Here is a 16,717-nt window from a genome sequence, read left to right on the forward strand (position 1 = left end):
TCAGGCCCGAGATCCCATGGAAAGTGCGCAAGAAGTTGCGCAGTACTGCGCAACTTCTTGCGCACTCCTCTGTACAGCCCCAGCCATCTCGCCTACAGCCATGTACCCACAGGGTTATCCCCATTGGAGTGCGCAACTTCTTGCGCATCAAGGCCAAAAGCCATCAAGGGCAATAATCGTTCTTGGACCGGCAACCTGGAGACAGCAATCAAGACTCCGTTGCTCAAGGCCTAAGCTCTGCACCGAGACCACCAGCGTGACCACCAGGGCGACTCCCCACGCATCGCGGCAACTAGTGCATCAAGGGTGGCGCTGCGCTCTTGCACATTGAAAGCCAGCGCCGAGCGCAGCACCGGCCAGCAATGCCGGGGAAGATGCTTTGGCGCCTGCAGCGTGCGATCCAGGCGTTGATCACGGGCCTGGGTCGACGGCAACCTCCGGAAGGGATGTTTGCCAGTGGCCAGTTCAAAGATCACACAAGCAACGGCGTACAGATCGGCAGCGGCCGACAAGGCACCGCCTTCCAACAATTCGGGCGCCGCGTAGCCAAGGGTCCAGGCATTGAAGCGGGTGCGGCTCAGGTGAGGCAAACCAGGCAAGACACCCGCCTCGGCCTGGCCCAGGCCGAAGTCGAACAAGCGCACGCCTTCTTCGCTGAGCATCACGTTGCTCGGCTTCAGATCCCCATGCAGCACGCCACGTCCGTGGCTATAGGCCAGGGCGTCGAGTAACGGCACGACTACCTCCTGCAGGGCTTTCCACGGCAGTCCGCTCGGGTGTTCGCAGAGCAGCTTGTCCAGCGTCAGCCCCCGCATCAGCTCCATGGTGATGAACGCGCACTGACATTGAGCATCCACTTCAAAGCTGTGCAGACGCACGATGTTCGGGTGACACAGGCGTCGAGTCAGGGCGAACTCGCTGTAAAGCACCAGGCCTGCATCCGGTGACTCGGCAAACTCTTCGCTCAAGACCTTGAGCGCGATGTAAGGATCGGGATCACCAAACTGCTCATGCAGCAGGTCACGCGCCCGATAGACCGTGCCCATGCCCCCTGCCCCCAACAGACGCTCAAGTCGATAGCGACCCGCCAGCAGCACCGGCACCGCGGCGACCGGGGCAGCTTCCACAGGCTTGGGCCTGGAACCTTTCCTCCGCCGGCTGCGGCCCTTGCCCTTGGGCTGCGCCACGGCGACTGAAACGGGCTTGGGTTTGACGAAGGCGAAATAGGTCAAGTCATTGGCCTCTGCCTCGCTGACCAGAATATCCTCCCCATCGGGTTTCAGATCACTCATTGGCGAATCACCACAGCCGTCAGATTGTCTCGGGCCGAGCCGCGCAATGCCCCCTCGAACAGGCGTTCCAGGGCAATCCGCGGCGACGCCAGGCTCAAGGCCCTGCCCAACGCATCCCGGGTCAGCCCCTGGTACAGGCCGTCGCTGCACAGCAGGAAAACATCACCCGCACGGACCTCGAACTCCAGCACATCCAGGGTCAAGCGCTCGCTGGCACCCACCGCACGAGTCAGGGCATTGGCGTCGGGGTGGGCGCTGGCCTGTTCCGGGCTCAGCTGTTGCTCGTCAACCAGTTGCTGCATCAACGAGTGGTCCCTGGACAGTTGGTACAGGCACTGCCCGCGCCACAGATAACAGCGACTGTCACCGGCCCAGATACAGGCTGCGCGGTTGCCCTCCAGCAACAGCGCGACCACGGTACTGCCAACGATGCTGTCATGCCGCCCGGCAGTGACCGTCAACTCTTGGCCCAGACGCCGGTTGAGCCAATGCAGGCACTGGCGCAAGTCGTTGAGCCGGCCCTCGAAACTGTCATGCCGCGCCAGGTCCGCCAGGCTGGCGACAATCAACTGGCTGGCAACGTCACCGCTCTGATGACCGCCCATGCCATCCGCGACCACCCAGAGCCCCTGCTCCGGGCAATCGAGAAAGGCATCTTCATTGCGCAGCCGAACCTTGCCCGGATCGGTCCGCGCGGCGCTGCGCCAGGTACTGGCAACCCACATCAGAGCTGCGCCGGCATACGGAAGGAGCGCAGCACGCTCATCTCGAACGGGTTCGGCGTGCGTTGGCTCAGCAACAGATAATTGGCCCGCAAGCCACCCAGTTCAGCCTTGAGCACCAGTACATCACGACCGGTCAGGTATTCGGTCTGCATCAGGTCGAACAGACGGAACAATGACCAGGGCCCGGTGTTTTTCTCGATACCGATCGGCCGGCCGGCTATCTTGTCCAGCACCAGGCTGGCTCGACCCTCTTCGGCATCGGTCGGCCACTTGAAGGACATCGGCACAATCGGTCCGTGGCGGTATTCCAGTTGCTGGTTGCCGAAGCGGAACTCGGCCCGGCTGACCGCTGGATCGAGGGTGTACGGCTCAAGCCTGAACTGCACCTGCGGCTCGGCCGGATTCTGGGCAAAGAACCCCTGGCGAATCACTTGCGCGGCGACCATCTGCTCAAGGTAGGCCTTGTTGATCGGCAGGCTTTGGCCATCGATGCTGCGCAGGCGGTAGCTGCCTGGATCACCGCTGACGAAAGCGCGGATGTAGGTGTCGAAGAAACGCTCGGCGATGCCCTGGGCCTTGAAGAACTCGCGAAAATCGTTGATCGCCACATCGCTGCTGCTATGGGCGTTGAACGGATAACGCTTGCTGATCGCCTTGCCGTAGAAGCTGTACAACTCGCTCTGATAACGCTGATTGAGGTACTGGTACGAGTCGTTGAGCACCAGACGCCAGGTGTCTTCGGCCAACATGTTGAACCACAGGCTCACCGGCCGTGGCAGACGCCCAGAGGCATTGCGCAGACTGCTCAAAGCATCGCGCTGGCCACTCATGCGCACCTTGGCCATCTCGAACGCGGCCTGGTCAGGCTGGCTGGCCCTGGCCAGGCTGGACAGCTGCAGTTGCAGGTCGTTCAGCGCCTGTAGCGCCGGGGTCAGGTCAGCCGCCGGGCCGTTGTTGTCATCCAGCAAGCGATGCAGGGGTTCGAAACGCCGTTGCAGCGCCTTCTTTGCCGTATCCGGCAGGCTCTTGGCAAGCGCCTGCTGGGCCTTCCCCGCGACGGCGGCCAGCACCTTGCCCTGCACGCCGCCCTGGTCCGCCGCCTTGTCCGCGGACGCGGCGACCTCGTCAGCAGGCTCGACAATGCTCTGGAAACGGGTGTTCTCACGGATCTCCACCAGCAACTGCAACAACGGCGAGTTGGCCGCGGTCAGACTGGCCAGCTGTTCGGCCCCTTCACCGGCATCGCTGAACGGCGGCAGGCTGACCTGGCCCACGGCTTCGCTCCAGTGGTTGGCGTAGTCGCGAAAGTACAGTTGCTCCAGCTCGACCATCAGCCGATGCAAATCCATGCCGCTGATTCCCGAGCCTTCGCCCAGCACCCAGTTGTCCCGCAGGATATCGGTGACCAGGGCCGAGCCCTGGATCGAGAAATACTGCTGATAACCCTGCTGGGTATAAAAACCGGGAATCACATAGTCGGTACCGACAAACAGGCCACCTTGTGGCCCCAGGTGCTGGCTCAGACGGTATTGCGGCAATCTGCGGGCTTGTTCGCGCAGCACCCGGTAGACCACGTTGGCCAGCGATTCGCTGCGCAGCACCTGACGGGCCTGGCCCACCAGTGCATCGTTGAGCGGGTAACTGAACGGCAACTCGAGCAGGCGCTCGAAGTGCCCATTCAGGCCGTTCTGCAAAGCCGTGTTGCCGGCATAGCGGCTGGACCAGTCTCGAGCCACCCAGTCCTTGAGCAGGGACGGATCCCGGCGATCCTGCATGTTCAGCATCAGGTAGGCCCGCAGGCTGTTGAGCAGGCGCTCGCGGTCGCGCATGTTGGTTCGAATCTGCCCTTCGAGCATCTGCGCGACTCTTGGCAGCAGTTGCTCCTGCAACTCACGCTCATAGGCACTCAGGACCAGCGGATTGCTAGCGTCGCCTTGATACAGTCCGCCACGCTCATGCAACGACACATTGCCCTCGGGCGCAAAGACCTGAGTGGCCGCATAGCGGGTGTCGAGAAGCTTGAGCAGTGTCGGTGCATCGTCACGCGCAGTCAGGCTCGTGCGTTGCTCGGTCCAGGCCTGCGCCAGGGAACGCAATTGCTCCAGGCGCCCGTGGTTGGCCGAGAAGCTCCCCGTCCACAGCAGGCCAAACACCGCCAGGGCTGCCAGGGCGCCGATATACATGGCGCGCTGGCCCCAGTGAATGCGTCGGCGCTCACGCTGGTCCAGGCCGGCCAGGTTGGCCTCGGGGAAGATCACCCGACTCAGCAAGTGGTGAATGAACCGCGCCCGACCGCTGCGCAGGGTCGGCAGGACAGCGGCCGCCATGCCCAGGTTAGAACCGATACTGGCGGTATCCTGATCGAGTTGTTCAAGCAGGTGGGGCGCACTGGTCAGGTAAAAACCACGTAGCTGGGTGGGCCGCTGATAGCGATTGCCGGTGAACGCCATGTCGACGAACAGGCACAGGCGCTCACCGATCTGCCCCAGTTGGTGCGGGAAGTCGAGGATGCGGCCACGGCGCTGGGTGTCTCGCTCCTGGTGCATGCGCATGATCACCTGGCTGTTCAAGCGCCGCAGCAACTCCTCGAACTCCTGGCGCAGTACCGCTACATCGGTGCCGCTTTGTTCCTGGCCAAAACTGGTGCCGAGTACCTGATCGCTTTCCTCGCGACTCATCTGGTCAAAGAACTCATCAAACCCCGACAGTTGGTCAGCCTTGCTGAGTACCAGGTAGACCGGCACATCGACGTGCAGCTTCTGATGAATCTCCTGCAAGCGCATGCGCACCTGGTGCGCCAGGGTATCCAGCGCCTGCTCATCATCGCTCAGCAGTGTCTCCACCGGGAGGGTCACCAGCACGCCATTCAGTGGACGACCGCGATGACGCCTGCGCAACAGGCCGAGCAAGGTGCTCCAGGCACTGGCGTCGACCTCGGCAGCCGCTTGGGTCAGGTAACGGCCTGCGGTGTCGATCAGTACGCCATGCTCGGCGAAGTACCAGTCACAGTGACGAGTACCGACGGTGTCGCGGGTCAGCTTGCGGCCCATCTTGTTGAGTGGGAATTCCAGGCCCGAAAAGTCCAGCAGGCTGGTCTTGCCGCTGTCTGGCGGACCGATCAGCAGGTACCAGGGCAAATCATTGCGCCAGCGCTCGCTGCGGCCGCGATACAGGCTTGAGCTCTTGAGGGTGCGCATTGCGTCCTTGAAGCGCTCATGCAACTCCTTGTGCTCCTGGTCGATCAACTCGTCACGATGGATGCGCTCCTGCCCTGCCTCGCTGTCCTCGACGGCTTTCTTGCGCACTCCGGAGCGCCAACTGACGAAGACCATCGCCAAGCCCCAGAGCAGGAACGACAGGCTGATGGTCAGCAGGCGCGAGGTTGCGCCGGCCCAGAACTTATAGTCGTTGACCGCCAGCAGCGGCCCGACGAACCACACCAGCACGGCCACGAAAAGCACCAACAGCAGCGTCCAGACCCAGGTCTTGCGCAGGAAGGCGCCGGCTTTCTTGAAGAAATTATTCATCACACGTCCCTGTCTTACTGCTGGGGCTGGACCGCCACCGAGTCAAGCGGCTGATAAGTCTGCAATACGCTTTCGCGCTGCTGGCCAAGTACCCAGGCGAACCCCGAGTACATCACCACCAGGCACACCACCGTGAACAGCGCAACCGTCCACCAAGGCACGATGCGCACCAGGCTGCGACGCTGATCGCGCAGCCCTTCCCAGCGCGGCGAAAGCTCACGGGGCACATCGCCACGCAACTGCCGAATCTGCCGGTACAGCGCATCGCGAATCCCTTCGAGTTCGAGCATGCCGCGGGATATGACTCGGTACTTGCCCTCGAAGCCCAGCGACAGGCACAGGTACATCAGTTCCAGCATCGGCAGGTGCTTGACCGGGTTCTTCGACAAACGATCCAGCAACTGGAAGAACTTCTCGCCGCCAAAGGTTTCGTTGTGGAAGCTGCTGAGCAGGCTCATTTGCGACCACTTGCTTTCGTTGCCCCAGGAGGTGGTCACCACCGCCTCGTCGACCACCGTACACAGCACATAGCGTGCGGCCATCACCTGGCTGCTTTGCGCACCGTTTTGCAGGGCCCGCACATCGAACTGCTTGAGGCTGGCGCTCAGGCGCGCGTTGAGCGCCGGCAGGTCTTCAGCGGTGTCGCTGTGCTTGAGTCGAACCACTTCCGACAGCAGGTCGGACGCCGCCGCCACCAGTGCGTTGAGGCCGACGCTGAAGGATTGTGCGGGGCCCAGGCGCGCGGCATAGATCATCCGCTCTTCCAGCTGTTCGAAACGCGGTGGTTCAGCGAAGTCGGTCAGCGGGCTTTGCGCCGGGCCATGTCCATGACGGTCAAGCAGGACGGTCTTTTCGTCCTGAGGGTGTTCCATGTCCTTGATCATGTCGGTCAGTTCCTAATGGCCCAGAATTTCAATTCAAGCTCGGCGAACTCACCGGACACGTGAAAGGCGAAACCACCCGAGCGCTCCAGTTGTGCCAAGTCCTCGGGGCTGAGTTCGAGGATGAAATAGGTTTTATTGGAGTGGAAAGCGATCTGCCGCGGGGCCACTGGCAAGGGCCGGACCTTGATCCCCGGCAGGTGCAGGTTGACCAACTGACGAATGCTTTCCACCGGCCCGACCTTGAGGTGCGCCGGCAAGCGATGCCGCAGTTCTTCGGAGTCGCAGTTGGCACTGGCGGCGAGCACAAACGAGGCCGAGCCCAGCAGTTTGTGGTCATGCAGCGGCGACACCAGCACCCCGTATTGGCGGGGTTGCAGCAGCAGCTCGATGGCGTGCTGCTCGAGCACCATCGACAGCACCTGGCGAATCGCATCCATCAGTTTGCGGAAGCTCAAGCCCTGGTCGCTGTGCTGATAGCGGCTGTCCAGTCGCGGGCGCTTGCTGTCGCTGGCGAACGTCGCCAGCTCGCCAAGCATGCTCAGCAGCGTGCGATAGAGTTCCTCCGGGTGGACATGCTGAAGCTCCAGGTAATGCCGCAACAGCAACTCGGTGCGGTTGATCAGTTGCAGCATCATGAAGTCGCCAACCTCGGCGCCACCCACCTTGCCGTTGGAGCGAATGCGCTCGGCGATAGTGTCGCCCCGATGGCTGAGCATGCTGATGATTTCTTTCAGGCACGACAGCAGATAGGCGGAGGAATGGGTGTGCAGGAAGGTCGGCACAAAATCCGCATCAAGGCTGATCACGCCATCGGGGGTCGCGTCCAGCACTTCACAGATCTTCAATTTGACGTAGGCCTGCTCGCTCTGCTGCTCACCCAGCAACAAACGGAAGTCCGGGCGAGCACAGCTGAGTTGGCTGCTGGAGTCGTCACCGGCGTTGGAGTCGGCGATTTCCGCCTCGTAGACGGTGTAGCGCGCCAGCACATCGGACTGCTCTGGACGACGTGACTCGATATGGTTGCCAGTGACCAGCGGCAGTGCCAGGTAGACCGGCGTATTCCCCGTATTGGGCGGCACATCCAGGGCCAGCGGCTCGGTGTCGCCCCCCAGCTCGAACAGACTGCCGTCGGGCAGGATCCCGGAGGCCTGGCTGATCACCAGTTTGCCCATGTTGAGAAACTGCAGGTCGATCTCCAGCGCCAGGAACCCCCAGCTGTAGCTGCTCAGCAACTGGGTGCGGGTTTTCATCTGGTAGTCGTAGTAACGATCGTTGTGCTGGAAATGCTGGGGCCGCAGCAACATGCCTTCCTGCCAAATGATTTTATGCACGTTCATGAGTTGTCATCCGCTTGGGCGAACACTTCGTGGCTGTTGCGGATACCGGACTGGTCGAGGGTCAGACTGGCCTCGGTGACCTCCACCGGAGTGAGTTGCACCACATAGCGCCATTGGCTTTCCGGCAGGTCGCGATAGGCCGCAAGCACGCCGACGAAACGGCTGCCGTTTTCGACCCGCAGCTTGAGTTCGACGCTTTCGCCCGGACGCAGCTCCAGCTCTTCGCTGGCCACCAGGTCCGGCGCCAGAGATTCCTTGGCGCGCTCGTAGAGGCTGAAAAAGTCGGCGTTCTCAAACGCTACCGGATGCTTGAGTTCCATCAGCCGTACCACGATCGGCGACGGACGCCCATTGAGGTCGGGGTTGAGCTTGTCGCTGGCGATCAGCTTCAGGTTCAGCTTGGTCACGGTCGAATACGGCGACATTGATGAACAGCCAGCCAACAGCGCCAGCGCCATCAACGCAGCCAGGGCTTTGCTTAGCAGGTGGGTACGGTGAGACATGCAGGTCATCCTTGATCGTCGATGTGAAGGGTGGAGATCAGACGGACCTGTTCTTCATAGGCCTGGGCGAAATCCCGCGCCAACAGGCGCTCATTCCAGTCAGCGTCCTGGCACAGCGTCTGGTGATAGCGGCGGTAAGCTCTCCAGCGACTGCCGGAAGTCGCCAGCCACGGCTGGCGACCATCGCGCTCGAAACGCAGGGTCAACAGCTGCGGCGAAAAGTGTTCGAGGGTGCTGCGTACCGCGGCGCGACTGGCGCTGAGCAGTGCCACCTGATGCGCCTGCAGATCGCGGAACGCACGGGAAATTGCTTGCTCGGCGGGCAGTTGCCCGGGCTTGTTACCCTGCAGCAGGATGCCCAGTACCGTTTCGGCATCCGCAGCCAGCTTGAGCGGGTTCTTACTGTGGTCCTGGGCCGTGGTGAGGGGCAGGCGCAGCTCGTTTTTCAGCTCGCGGCGCGTCCGCAGACTCTGCTGCAAGCCAGCAATGCTCTGCTTGAGCAGGCGCGCGGCATTGATTGCCAATGCCTCACGTTGGTCATCATCAAGCCCCTTGAGATCGACACCCAGAACTGCAGCGAAACGCTGCCAGAAAGCTTCACTCTGACGCGCCACCTCCTGGGCTTCCGGCACGGCCTGCGGCTCAGGTGGCGCCACCAGCTCCGGCACCAGCAAGCGTTCCATATCGATGCGGGCATAGTCGGCTCGCGGTGCGGACTCCTGGTGCTGCAGGTTGAGCGCACTCAGCTCGTCAAGCTGCGCCCCGCTCTGCTCCTGCTGTTGCAACGCCTTGAGTGGGTCAAGATCAAAGAAAGCGTTATCCGGAATGATGCTGCCGGCAGCCTGCGGGCGACCGGCTTCAAGCTCGAAGGTCTCCGGGGCTTGCAGCAGCCGCGCACGGATCTCGAAATCCCCCAGCACGTAGACACTGCCCTGCTCGATACGCTGGGGTTCACCCTTGCGCAGGCGCGCACCGCTGCCACTGTCCTGGATGCCATTGCTACTGGTATCGGTGAGGAAAAACCGCCCATCACGATAACTGACCAACGCATGATGGTTGGACAAATGGCGCCGGCGATCAGGAATCACCCACTCGCAATCCTCGCCCCGGCCGATGACTCCGCCAGCCTGCCCGAAGGTTTTGCTGCTCAACTGCGCTGGCACGAACTGCTTGGTATTCAGCATTTCAAAAACCAGTTCCATGGTGATGCTCCTTGCGCTCACTTACCGCGATTGACCGCCTGCGGATCACCCAGTGGGCGATAGGTGCTGTCGTTGAATTTGTAATTGCCGCTACAGCCGCCGAGGCCAACAAGAACAACCAGGGCCAAGAGGACGGCTTGCCAGTGACGAACAGACATCAGAAGGTCTCCATAGGTAAGTGCACAAAACGCCCGCCCTTGCGGGCGCGCCGAGCAGTACGAAAAAGGGCTGAATGCGTCATGCATGGCTACACCTCGAAGTCGCCAAGATTGATATTCAGGCGCCCCAGGCGGTACAGCAGCGTGCGTCTGGGCAAGCCCAGCTCGCGGGCCGCCAGGGTTTGATTGCCGGCGTTCTTGCGCAGGCAATCGAGCAACAGATGACGCTCGACGTGTTCCAGTTGCTCGCGCAGGTTGAGGCTCAGGTCCTGCGGCAGGACTTCAATGCTCAGGGAAAAATGTTCAGCCAGAAGCTCGCCGCCTTCACAGAGCAGGACCGCACGCTCCACCTGGCCCTTGAGCTCGCGCACGTTGCCTGGAAAGGCGTAGCCAGACAGATGGTTGAGGGCCATGGGGGACCAGCTCAGCGGGTCGCGCTGGAGAAAGGCACAGGCTTTGTCGGCGAAGTGCCGGGCCAGCTCGAGAATGTCGCCTTCACGTTGACGCAAGGCCGGCAACTCGATCGGAAACTGAGCCAGGCGGTAGTACAAGTCTTCGCGGAACTTGCCTTCGCCGACCAACGCGACCAGATCGCGGTGGGTGGCGGCAATGATTCGCACGTCGATCCTGTGCGTGTCATTGCAGCCCAGCGGGCGGATCTCGCCGTCCTGCAGCACACGGAGCAATTTGGCTTGCAGGGACAGCGGCATGTCGCCGATTTCATCCAGCAACAGGGTGCCGCCATTGGCTGCGTCGAACAGCCCGGGTCGATCGCCGTCGGCGCCGGTGAACGCACCCTTGCGATAACCGAACAACTCACTCTCCAGCAGGTTCTCCGGGAACGCCGCGCAGTTCTGCACGATGAATGCCTGGGAGCGACGCGGACCGTAGTCATGAATGGCGCGCGCCACCACCTCCTTGCCGGTGCCGGTCTCGCCCCGCAGCAACACGGTGTAAGGGCTGTGCAGCACCTTGCTGATCAGTTGATAGGTCTGGCGCATTGCCGAACTGTTGCCGATCAAGCCATAACCGCTGGTGATGACCTCGGGCGGGAGAGCCACAGCCGGCTCACCCAGGGGGCAACGCAAACGTCGCAGCAATGCCAACTGCCCCAGGACAAATGACCCCAGTTGCCCCAGCGAGTCGGCAAAAACCTGCAGGTCGTCATGTTCAGGGCTGGCACACAGCAGCAGGCCTTCGACGGCCTTGCGCGAGTTGACCAGCGGTACGCACAACAGCGACTGCCACGACGCACTGCGGGCTGGCAGGAAGCTGGTTTCGTGAACGCTGTGGCTCAAGCCCACCAGGCTCACCACGCGGTTCTGGCACAGAGCGAACTGCAGCAGTGGCTCAGCGCTGTAGTCTGCCGGCTGGCTCGTCACTTCACGCGGCTGCAATAAGCCGTCCAGGCATTCGGCACTGAGCTGTAGACAGGTGTGGCTGGCATCGAGCAGGTACAGCTGGCTCAGCTCACAACCACTGAGCTGCGCCACGGCGCGGACAAAGTCGTCAAGCAGCACCGTACCTTCCGCGGCACGGGACAAGTCGGCAAATTGCGCCAGCAGTGCCTCTGCATAAACCAGCGGCTGCGGCACGCGCCTGAACATCAGCCCCACCTCAGGCGAACTCACAGGCCACGCTGCCGCTGCTATCGAGCGTTGCGTGCACACGCTTGAGGTGCTCGCCAGTGGCCATCGCATCCAGCAGGCGGTCGGCCACCAACGGCAGTACGTGCAGGTCGAGCAAATGGTCGATCAGGCGCGCGCCACTCTCACTTTGAGTACAACGCTCGGCCAAGTGATCAACCAGGTCCTGGCAATGGCTGAAGTCGAGCTGACGCCGGTTCAGGCGCTCGCCCAAACGACCGAGTTTCATTTCGATCAGCTCGCGCAGTACCGGGCCACTCACCGGGTAGTACGGCACCACGCGCATGCGCGCCAGCAAGGCCGGTTTGAAGTGCTTGCTCAGTACCGGGCGGATGGTCGCTTCCAGATGCTCGGCGCTCGGTCGCTCACCGCTCTCGCACAAGGCGCTGATGTGTTCACTGGCCAGGTTCGAGGTCATCAGGATCAGGGTGTTGCGAAAGTCGATTTCACGCCCCTCGCCGTCGTTGGCCACGCCCTTGTCGAAGATTTGATAGAACAGGTTGAGCACATCCGGGTCAGCCTTCTCCACCTCGTCGAGCAGCACCACCGAGTACGGTTTCTGCCGCACCGCCTCAGTGAGCATGCCGCCTTCGCCATAGCCGACGTAACCCGGCGGCGCGCCGATCAGCCGCGACACGGTGTGTTTTTCCTGGAACTCGGACATGTTGATGGTGGTGATAAAACGTTCGCCGCCGTACAGCAGGTCGGCCAGGGCCAGGGCGGTTTCAGTCTTGCCGACCCCGCTCGGCCCCACCAGCAGAAACACCCCGACGGGCCCATCCGGTTTGTTCAACCCGGCCGCGGTGGCCCGCATCGAACGGTCCAGCGCATGCACGGCCTGTTCCTGGCCGCGAATACGGCGGCGCAGGTCCGTGGCGAAACTCGCCACCTTGGCGTTGTGCTCACGGGCCAGTTGCGCCAGGGGCACGCCAGTCCAGGCACTGATCACCTCAGCCACCAGGCGCGGGCAGACTTCGAAGCTGACCAGACGCTCGCGGACTTGTGCATCACCCAGGGCACGATGGGTTTGCTTTAGCGCCGCTTCCAGCGCTTCCACGCTTTGACCTTCCGGTACAGGTGCTTCGAGGATTTCGATCACGGTGCCTGCGGCGTCTTCTGCCACCGATAGCACAGGTTCTTGGTTGGCCGAATCGCGGGCCTTGGCCAGTTGCTGACGCAGTGCCAGCAAACGCTCGGCCAACCCACGCTGTTCGCTCCAGAGTTTTTCCAGTGCCTGCTGCTCATCCTCGGCGTCAACCAGACGCGCCTCGAGGGTATCCAGCGCCTCTTGGTCGATGACCAGACCGGCTTCGGCATCGCGACGCAGGGCCTGGCACTGCCGGCCGCCTTCAGCCAGTTCGCCGCGCAGGCGCTCCAGGCTTTCCGGCGCCGCAGCGAGGCTGATGCGGACCCGGGCACAGGCGGTGTCGAGCACATCGACGGCCTTGTCCGGAAGCTGGCGACCCGCAAGGTAACGGGCGGACAGTTCGGCTGCCGCCACCACTGCATCATCCCGCAGGTAGATGCCATGGCTTTTCTCGTAGACCTGGGCCAGGCCACGCAGGATGGTCACCGCCTCGGCAACGGTCGGCTCGTGCAGTTGCACGGGTTGGAAGCGACGGGCCAGGGCCGGATCTTTCTCAAAGTATTTTTTGTACTCGGTCCAGGTAGTCGCCGCGATGGTGCGCAACTCACCGCGGGCCAGGGCCGGCTTGAGCAGGTTGGCCGCATCGGAGCCGCCGGCATTGCCGCCCGCACCGATCAAGGTGTGAGCTTCGTCGATGAACAGAATGATCGGTTTTGGCGAGGCCTTGACCTCGTCAATCACCCCTTTCAGGCGCCGCTCGAATTCACCTTTGACGCTGGCGCCCGCTTGCAGCAGGCCCATGTCCAGGGCAAGCAGCTCAATGCCCTTGAGCACCGGGGGCACTTCACCGGCGGCGATACGCGAGGCCAGGCCTTCGACGATGGCGGTTTTGCCGACTCCAGCCTCACCGACCACGATCGGGTTGTTCTTGCGGCGACGAGCGAGGATGTCGATCATCTGGCGGATCGCATCATCGCGGCACAGCACCGGGTCCAGTTGGCCATCGCGGGCCTGTTGGGTGAGGTTGTGAGTGAAGCGCTGCAACAACGACTCGCCCTGGGCCGCCTTCACACCCGTCGCCGCCGGGGCGCTCTGCGCCAAGGCAAAGGCCTTCAGCCGTTCGATATCCAGCCGAGCCAGCAACGTTTGATAACGGCTGCCCGCGTAGCGCATCGGGTTACGCAACAGCGCCAGAATCAACGCCGCCTGTTCGACCTGGGTCTGCCCCAATTCGAGGTTGGCCACCAGCAACGCATCCTGCAGCCACTGCACCAGTTCCGGGGCGAACACCGGGTTGCGCGAAGCGCTGTGCTCGACCTGCGCCTGCAACGCCGCGCTCAATTCGCCCGCGTCTACTTCAGCATCCTGCAAGGCACGGGCGAGCAGGCCCTGAGGGCGCTCAAGCAAGCCCAGCAGCAGGTCTTCGACGAGGATCTTGCTGCCGCCACGGGCCACACAACGCTCGGCGCAATGCTCCAGGTCACGGCGGGTTTCGGCGTCCAGTGCCTGAATCAGTTGTTGCAGGTCCACGTTGATCATGTTCATCCGTCCTTAATGAATTTTGCTACCCAGGGTCACCACGCCATCGGCGTGTTCATGGCCCAGCCAGCTGGTCCAGCCCAGGCGGCAAGCGTTTTGCTCGCCAATGCGCAGTTCACGAATTTCCTCCTGGCGCAGCACCAGGCGAATGTCGTAGTCCAGCGGGTCACGCAGGGTGAAGCGCACCAGCGCGCACAGCGGCTGATAACCGAAACCGATCGGCAGGAATTCGTGGAAGCGTTGCCAGTCAAGCTGGCGGATATGAATGCGAAACTTGCCACTGCGGTCGCGTACCCGTTCGCCCAACACCAGGTCCTCGCCGAGCTGGCTGTTGGCCTGGCCCAGGCGGTTGCGCTGCTCGTCGAGAATCGCTACCCGGCGCTCGATGCACTGCTCGATCACCAGGTCCGCGTGCTTGAAGTAGTAACGCAGCACGGCTTCGATCAGCGCCGCCGAATGCGCGCGCAAACTGAGCAGCCCGAGGTACGGCAGCAAGCGTTTCCAGTTCAGTTCCCGGGCCTGGCGGATGTCTTCGCCACCCAGGCCGATCAAGGCAAACAACTGGGCGGAAAACGGGTCGAGGGCACCGCTCTTGAAACTGGCGCGGTAGCGGTATTTACGCCAGATCGGCAGCATCAGGCGTTGCAGGCGGTGGTGGAACAGATCGAGGAAATTGCGCGTCGGGTTACCCTCCTCGCTATCGCCCAGGGCCTGTTCGCCATAGAAGGCCGGCAGCGGCGAACTCGCGCCGAACAGCCCGATCAGGTTGAAACGCAGGCGTGCGCGCAGCAGGCCGCACTCTTCGAAAAACTCCACGCGATCGACGTCACTGCCAGGAAAACCCAGGCTCGGATTGGCCTGGAACTCCAGCTGATCATAGAGTTCCTCTTCGCTCAGGTACGGATGGGCGTCGCGTAATCGATCGACCACCAGCAGCACCGCCTGAAACAGCGAATACTCGCGTATTCCCTCGCTCAGCCGGCTTAAAGCAGGGGCTGCAGCCCCATGCGTGGTGCCCATTTGTACACCTCTCCCTGTGTACTTTTTACTCGCAGCTCGTGGTAGGAATTGAGACTGGCGTAAAGAGCAAAAAACTCGTTAAGAACCGACGCGAAAACGAACAGATCGCCTTCGCCGATATAACCTTGCGGATCGATACTCAGCTCGGTGCGCAAGCCTCGCAGCGGCAAGCCTCGGTGCAGGCGGTCGACGTGTTGGTGACGTATCGACTTGAGCCCACCGAGCAAACGCTTGCTGACCTTTTCCAGGTGCTGGTCGTAGTAGCGCGGCAAGTCGTAGGTTTCGAGGATCACCTTCAACGCATCAACGTTGGCCAGCGACAGGTAGTTGAGCGACATGTTGCTGATGAGTCGCCACAGGAAGTCGCGGTTCAGCGGTGGTGCGTAGCTCGACGTGACCGGGGTGATGTTGCGAAAGCTGAGGAACTCCGGAGTTTCCTCGCACAACTGGTTGATGTCGCCGAGCTTGAGCTGGCGCGGCAGGTTCTGGTTGGTGCACATCAGCTCGATCGACAGGGTTTCCTGGGCGTCGGTGTGGCGGGTGCCGAAGCTCAGGTAAGTGTCGAGGCCGTCGTGCAACAACGAAGAGCGCTGGCGGATGCTGTAGTGCGGACGGCTCTGCGGCACGTCGAAACTCGGATCATGCTCGAAGGACTCAAACGGTACATACGCCTGGTAACCCAGGCCGCCCGGTTTCCAGCCGGTGACGCTCTCAATGGAAAATACACCGCAGTTTTTCAGGTCGTATTTGCCGGGCAGCAACAGGTACTCGTCCTGCTTGCCATCGAGGCGAATCGGCAAGGCATCGTGCTTGAACAGGTTGACGATAGGCGTGCAGTAGAGTTTCACGTTGTCCAGGGTCGGACGCAGGCGCTGGGCGCCGCTGTTGCGAATGTCAAAGCGCAGTTCCAGGCCATGCATCTGCTTGAGGATGTCTTGCGGCAATGCCTGCAGCAGGTCCAGGCCGGTGAGATCGACGAACAGGAACTTGTCCTGGAAGGCAAAATACTCCTGCAAGTAGCGATAACCGCGGAAGGTGTTCAGCGGATACGGGATCAACGCCTCTTCTTCAGCGAAGCCCACGGGCTGCACATGGCTGCCCGCTATCTTGAACGACATGGGATCGCCATTGACCCCGGGCAGCGCTACACCCCCCGTCCCCAGCGGCACCAGTTCAATGCCCTCGAGGTTGCGCAACAGGCCGAGGTAAAGCATCTGGCTGATGTAGCGCTCACCGGCCAGGTGCAGGCGCAGGCGGCTCAGATTCAGCTCACCGAGATGACCGTCGCAGCTCATCTGCAACCGCAGGCTGAGCAATGCGCCATCGCCCTTGACCGAGTAGCTCAGCGCCGTCAGGTCAAGAGGCAGGACTTCAGTCGGGTAGCAGGTGCGAAAGCGACAGCGAACCTCATCGATCGGTTGGCTCTCCACCGGCGTATCTCGCGCTACCCGCTGAGCGGGCCCGGACTGCTGCAAGGGCTCGAACTGCAAGATGCTGAAGGCTGGCAATGGCCGCATGTAGTTCGGCCACAGCAGATGCATCAGCGAATGGCTCAGTTCAGGCAGTTCGTCATCGAGTTTCTGGCGCAAACGCCCCGTCAGAAACGCAAACCCTTCGAGCAGGCGCTCCACATCCGGATCCCGCCCGGCCTGTCCCAGGAAGGGTGCCAGCGCCGGACTACGCTCGGCGAAGCGGCGACCCAACTGGCGCAACGCCGTGAGTTCACTTTGGTAATAGTGGTTAAAGGACATGGGCTGAATGCCTGGTAGTAAGAGTCGTGGATAACCTCGGTGCAAC

General features: G+C 62.1%; 12 protein-coding genes. All 12 read right to left on the minus strand.

The features are described 5' to 3' along the window. Positions 1–230 precede the first annotated feature (230 nt). On the minus strand, positions 231–1,292 hold the full coding sequence (locus GV818_RS25860; RefSeq protein ID WP_161759317.1) for a serine/threonine-protein kinase: 1,062 nt from the start codon (positions 1,290–1,292) through the stop codon (positions 231–233). Next, a complete protein-coding gene (locus GV818_RS25865; RefSeq protein WP_161759318.1) occupies positions 1,289–2,017 on the minus strand; it encodes a PP2C family protein-serine/threonine phosphatase in 729 nt (242 codons plus the stop codon). Before GV818_RS25865 ends, GV818_RS25860 begins: the two co-directional genes overlap by 4 nt. Beyond that, the gene (gene tssM, locus GV818_RS25870) at positions 2,017–5,544 is read right to left on the minus strand and encodes a type VI secretion system membrane subunit TssM (RefSeq protein WP_161777873.1); all 3,528 of its coding nucleotides are present in this window, start codon (positions 5,542–5,544) and stop codon (positions 2,017–2,019) included. The genes GV818_RS25865 and tssM overlap by 1 nt, the downstream gene beginning before the upstream one ends. A 14-nt stretch (positions 5,545–5,558) precedes the next feature. Further along, complete coding sequence (icmH, locus tag GV818_RS25875; RefSeq protein ID WP_161759320.1) at positions 5,559–6,428, minus strand: type IVB secretion system protein IcmH/DotU; 870 nt, start codon at positions 6,426–6,428, stop codon at positions 5,559–5,561. A 5-nt stretch (positions 6,429–6,433) separates the two neighbouring features. Next, on the minus strand, positions 6,434–7,765 hold the full coding sequence (gene tssK, locus GV818_RS25880) for a type VI secretion system baseplate subunit TssK (RefSeq protein ID WP_161759321.1): 1,332 nt from the start codon (positions 7,763–7,765) through the stop codon (positions 6,434–6,436). After that, the gene (gene tssJ, locus GV818_RS25885; RefSeq protein ID WP_161759322.1) at positions 7,762–8,268 is read right to left on the minus strand and encodes a type VI secretion system lipoprotein TssJ; all 507 of its coding nucleotides are present in this window, start codon (positions 8,266–8,268) and stop codon (positions 7,762–7,764) included. Before tssJ ends, tssK begins: the two co-directional genes overlap by 4 nt. 5 nt (positions 8,269–8,273) lie before the next feature. Next, positions 8,274–9,470, minus strand: a complete 1,197-nt coding sequence (gene tagH / locus GV818_RS25890; RefSeq protein ID WP_161777874.1) for a type VI secretion system-associated FHA domain protein TagH — start codon at positions 9,468–9,470, stop codon at positions 8,274–8,276. 17 nt (positions 9,471–9,487) lie between these two features. Next, positions 9,488–9,628, minus strand: a complete 141-nt coding sequence (locus GV818_RS25895) for a type VI secretion protein (protein WP_161759324.1) — start codon at positions 9,626–9,628, stop codon at positions 9,488–9,490. A gap of 89 nt (positions 9,629–9,717) precedes the next feature. Further along, a complete protein-coding gene (locus tag GV818_RS25900; protein ID WP_161759325.1) occupies positions 9,718–11,235 on the minus strand; it encodes a sigma-54 interaction domain-containing protein in 1,518 nt (505 codons plus the stop codon). 10 nt (positions 11,236–11,245) lie between these two features. Further along, complete coding sequence (tssH, locus tag GV818_RS25905) at positions 11,246–13,906, minus strand: type VI secretion system ATPase TssH (protein WP_178125120.1); 2,661 nt, start codon at positions 13,904–13,906, stop codon at positions 11,246–11,248. Between the two features lie 6 nt (positions 13,907–13,912). Beyond that, a complete protein-coding gene (tssG, locus tag GV818_RS25910; protein WP_161759327.1) occupies positions 13,913–14,920 on the minus strand; it encodes a type VI secretion system baseplate subunit TssG in 1,008 nt (335 codons plus the stop codon). Continuing rightward, a complete protein-coding gene (gene tssF / locus GV818_RS25915) occupies positions 14,884–16,671 on the minus strand; it encodes a type VI secretion system baseplate subunit TssF (RefSeq protein ID WP_161759328.1) in 1,788 nt (595 codons plus the stop codon). The genes tssG and tssF overlap by 37 nt, the downstream gene beginning before the upstream one ends. Positions 16,672–16,717: the final 46 nt, after the last annotated feature.

It is taken from the genome of Pseudomonas sp. Fl4BN1, assembly GCF_009908285.1.
Lineage (GTDB): Bacteria > Pseudomonadota > Gammaproteobacteria > Pseudomonadales > Pseudomonadaceae > Aquipseudomonas.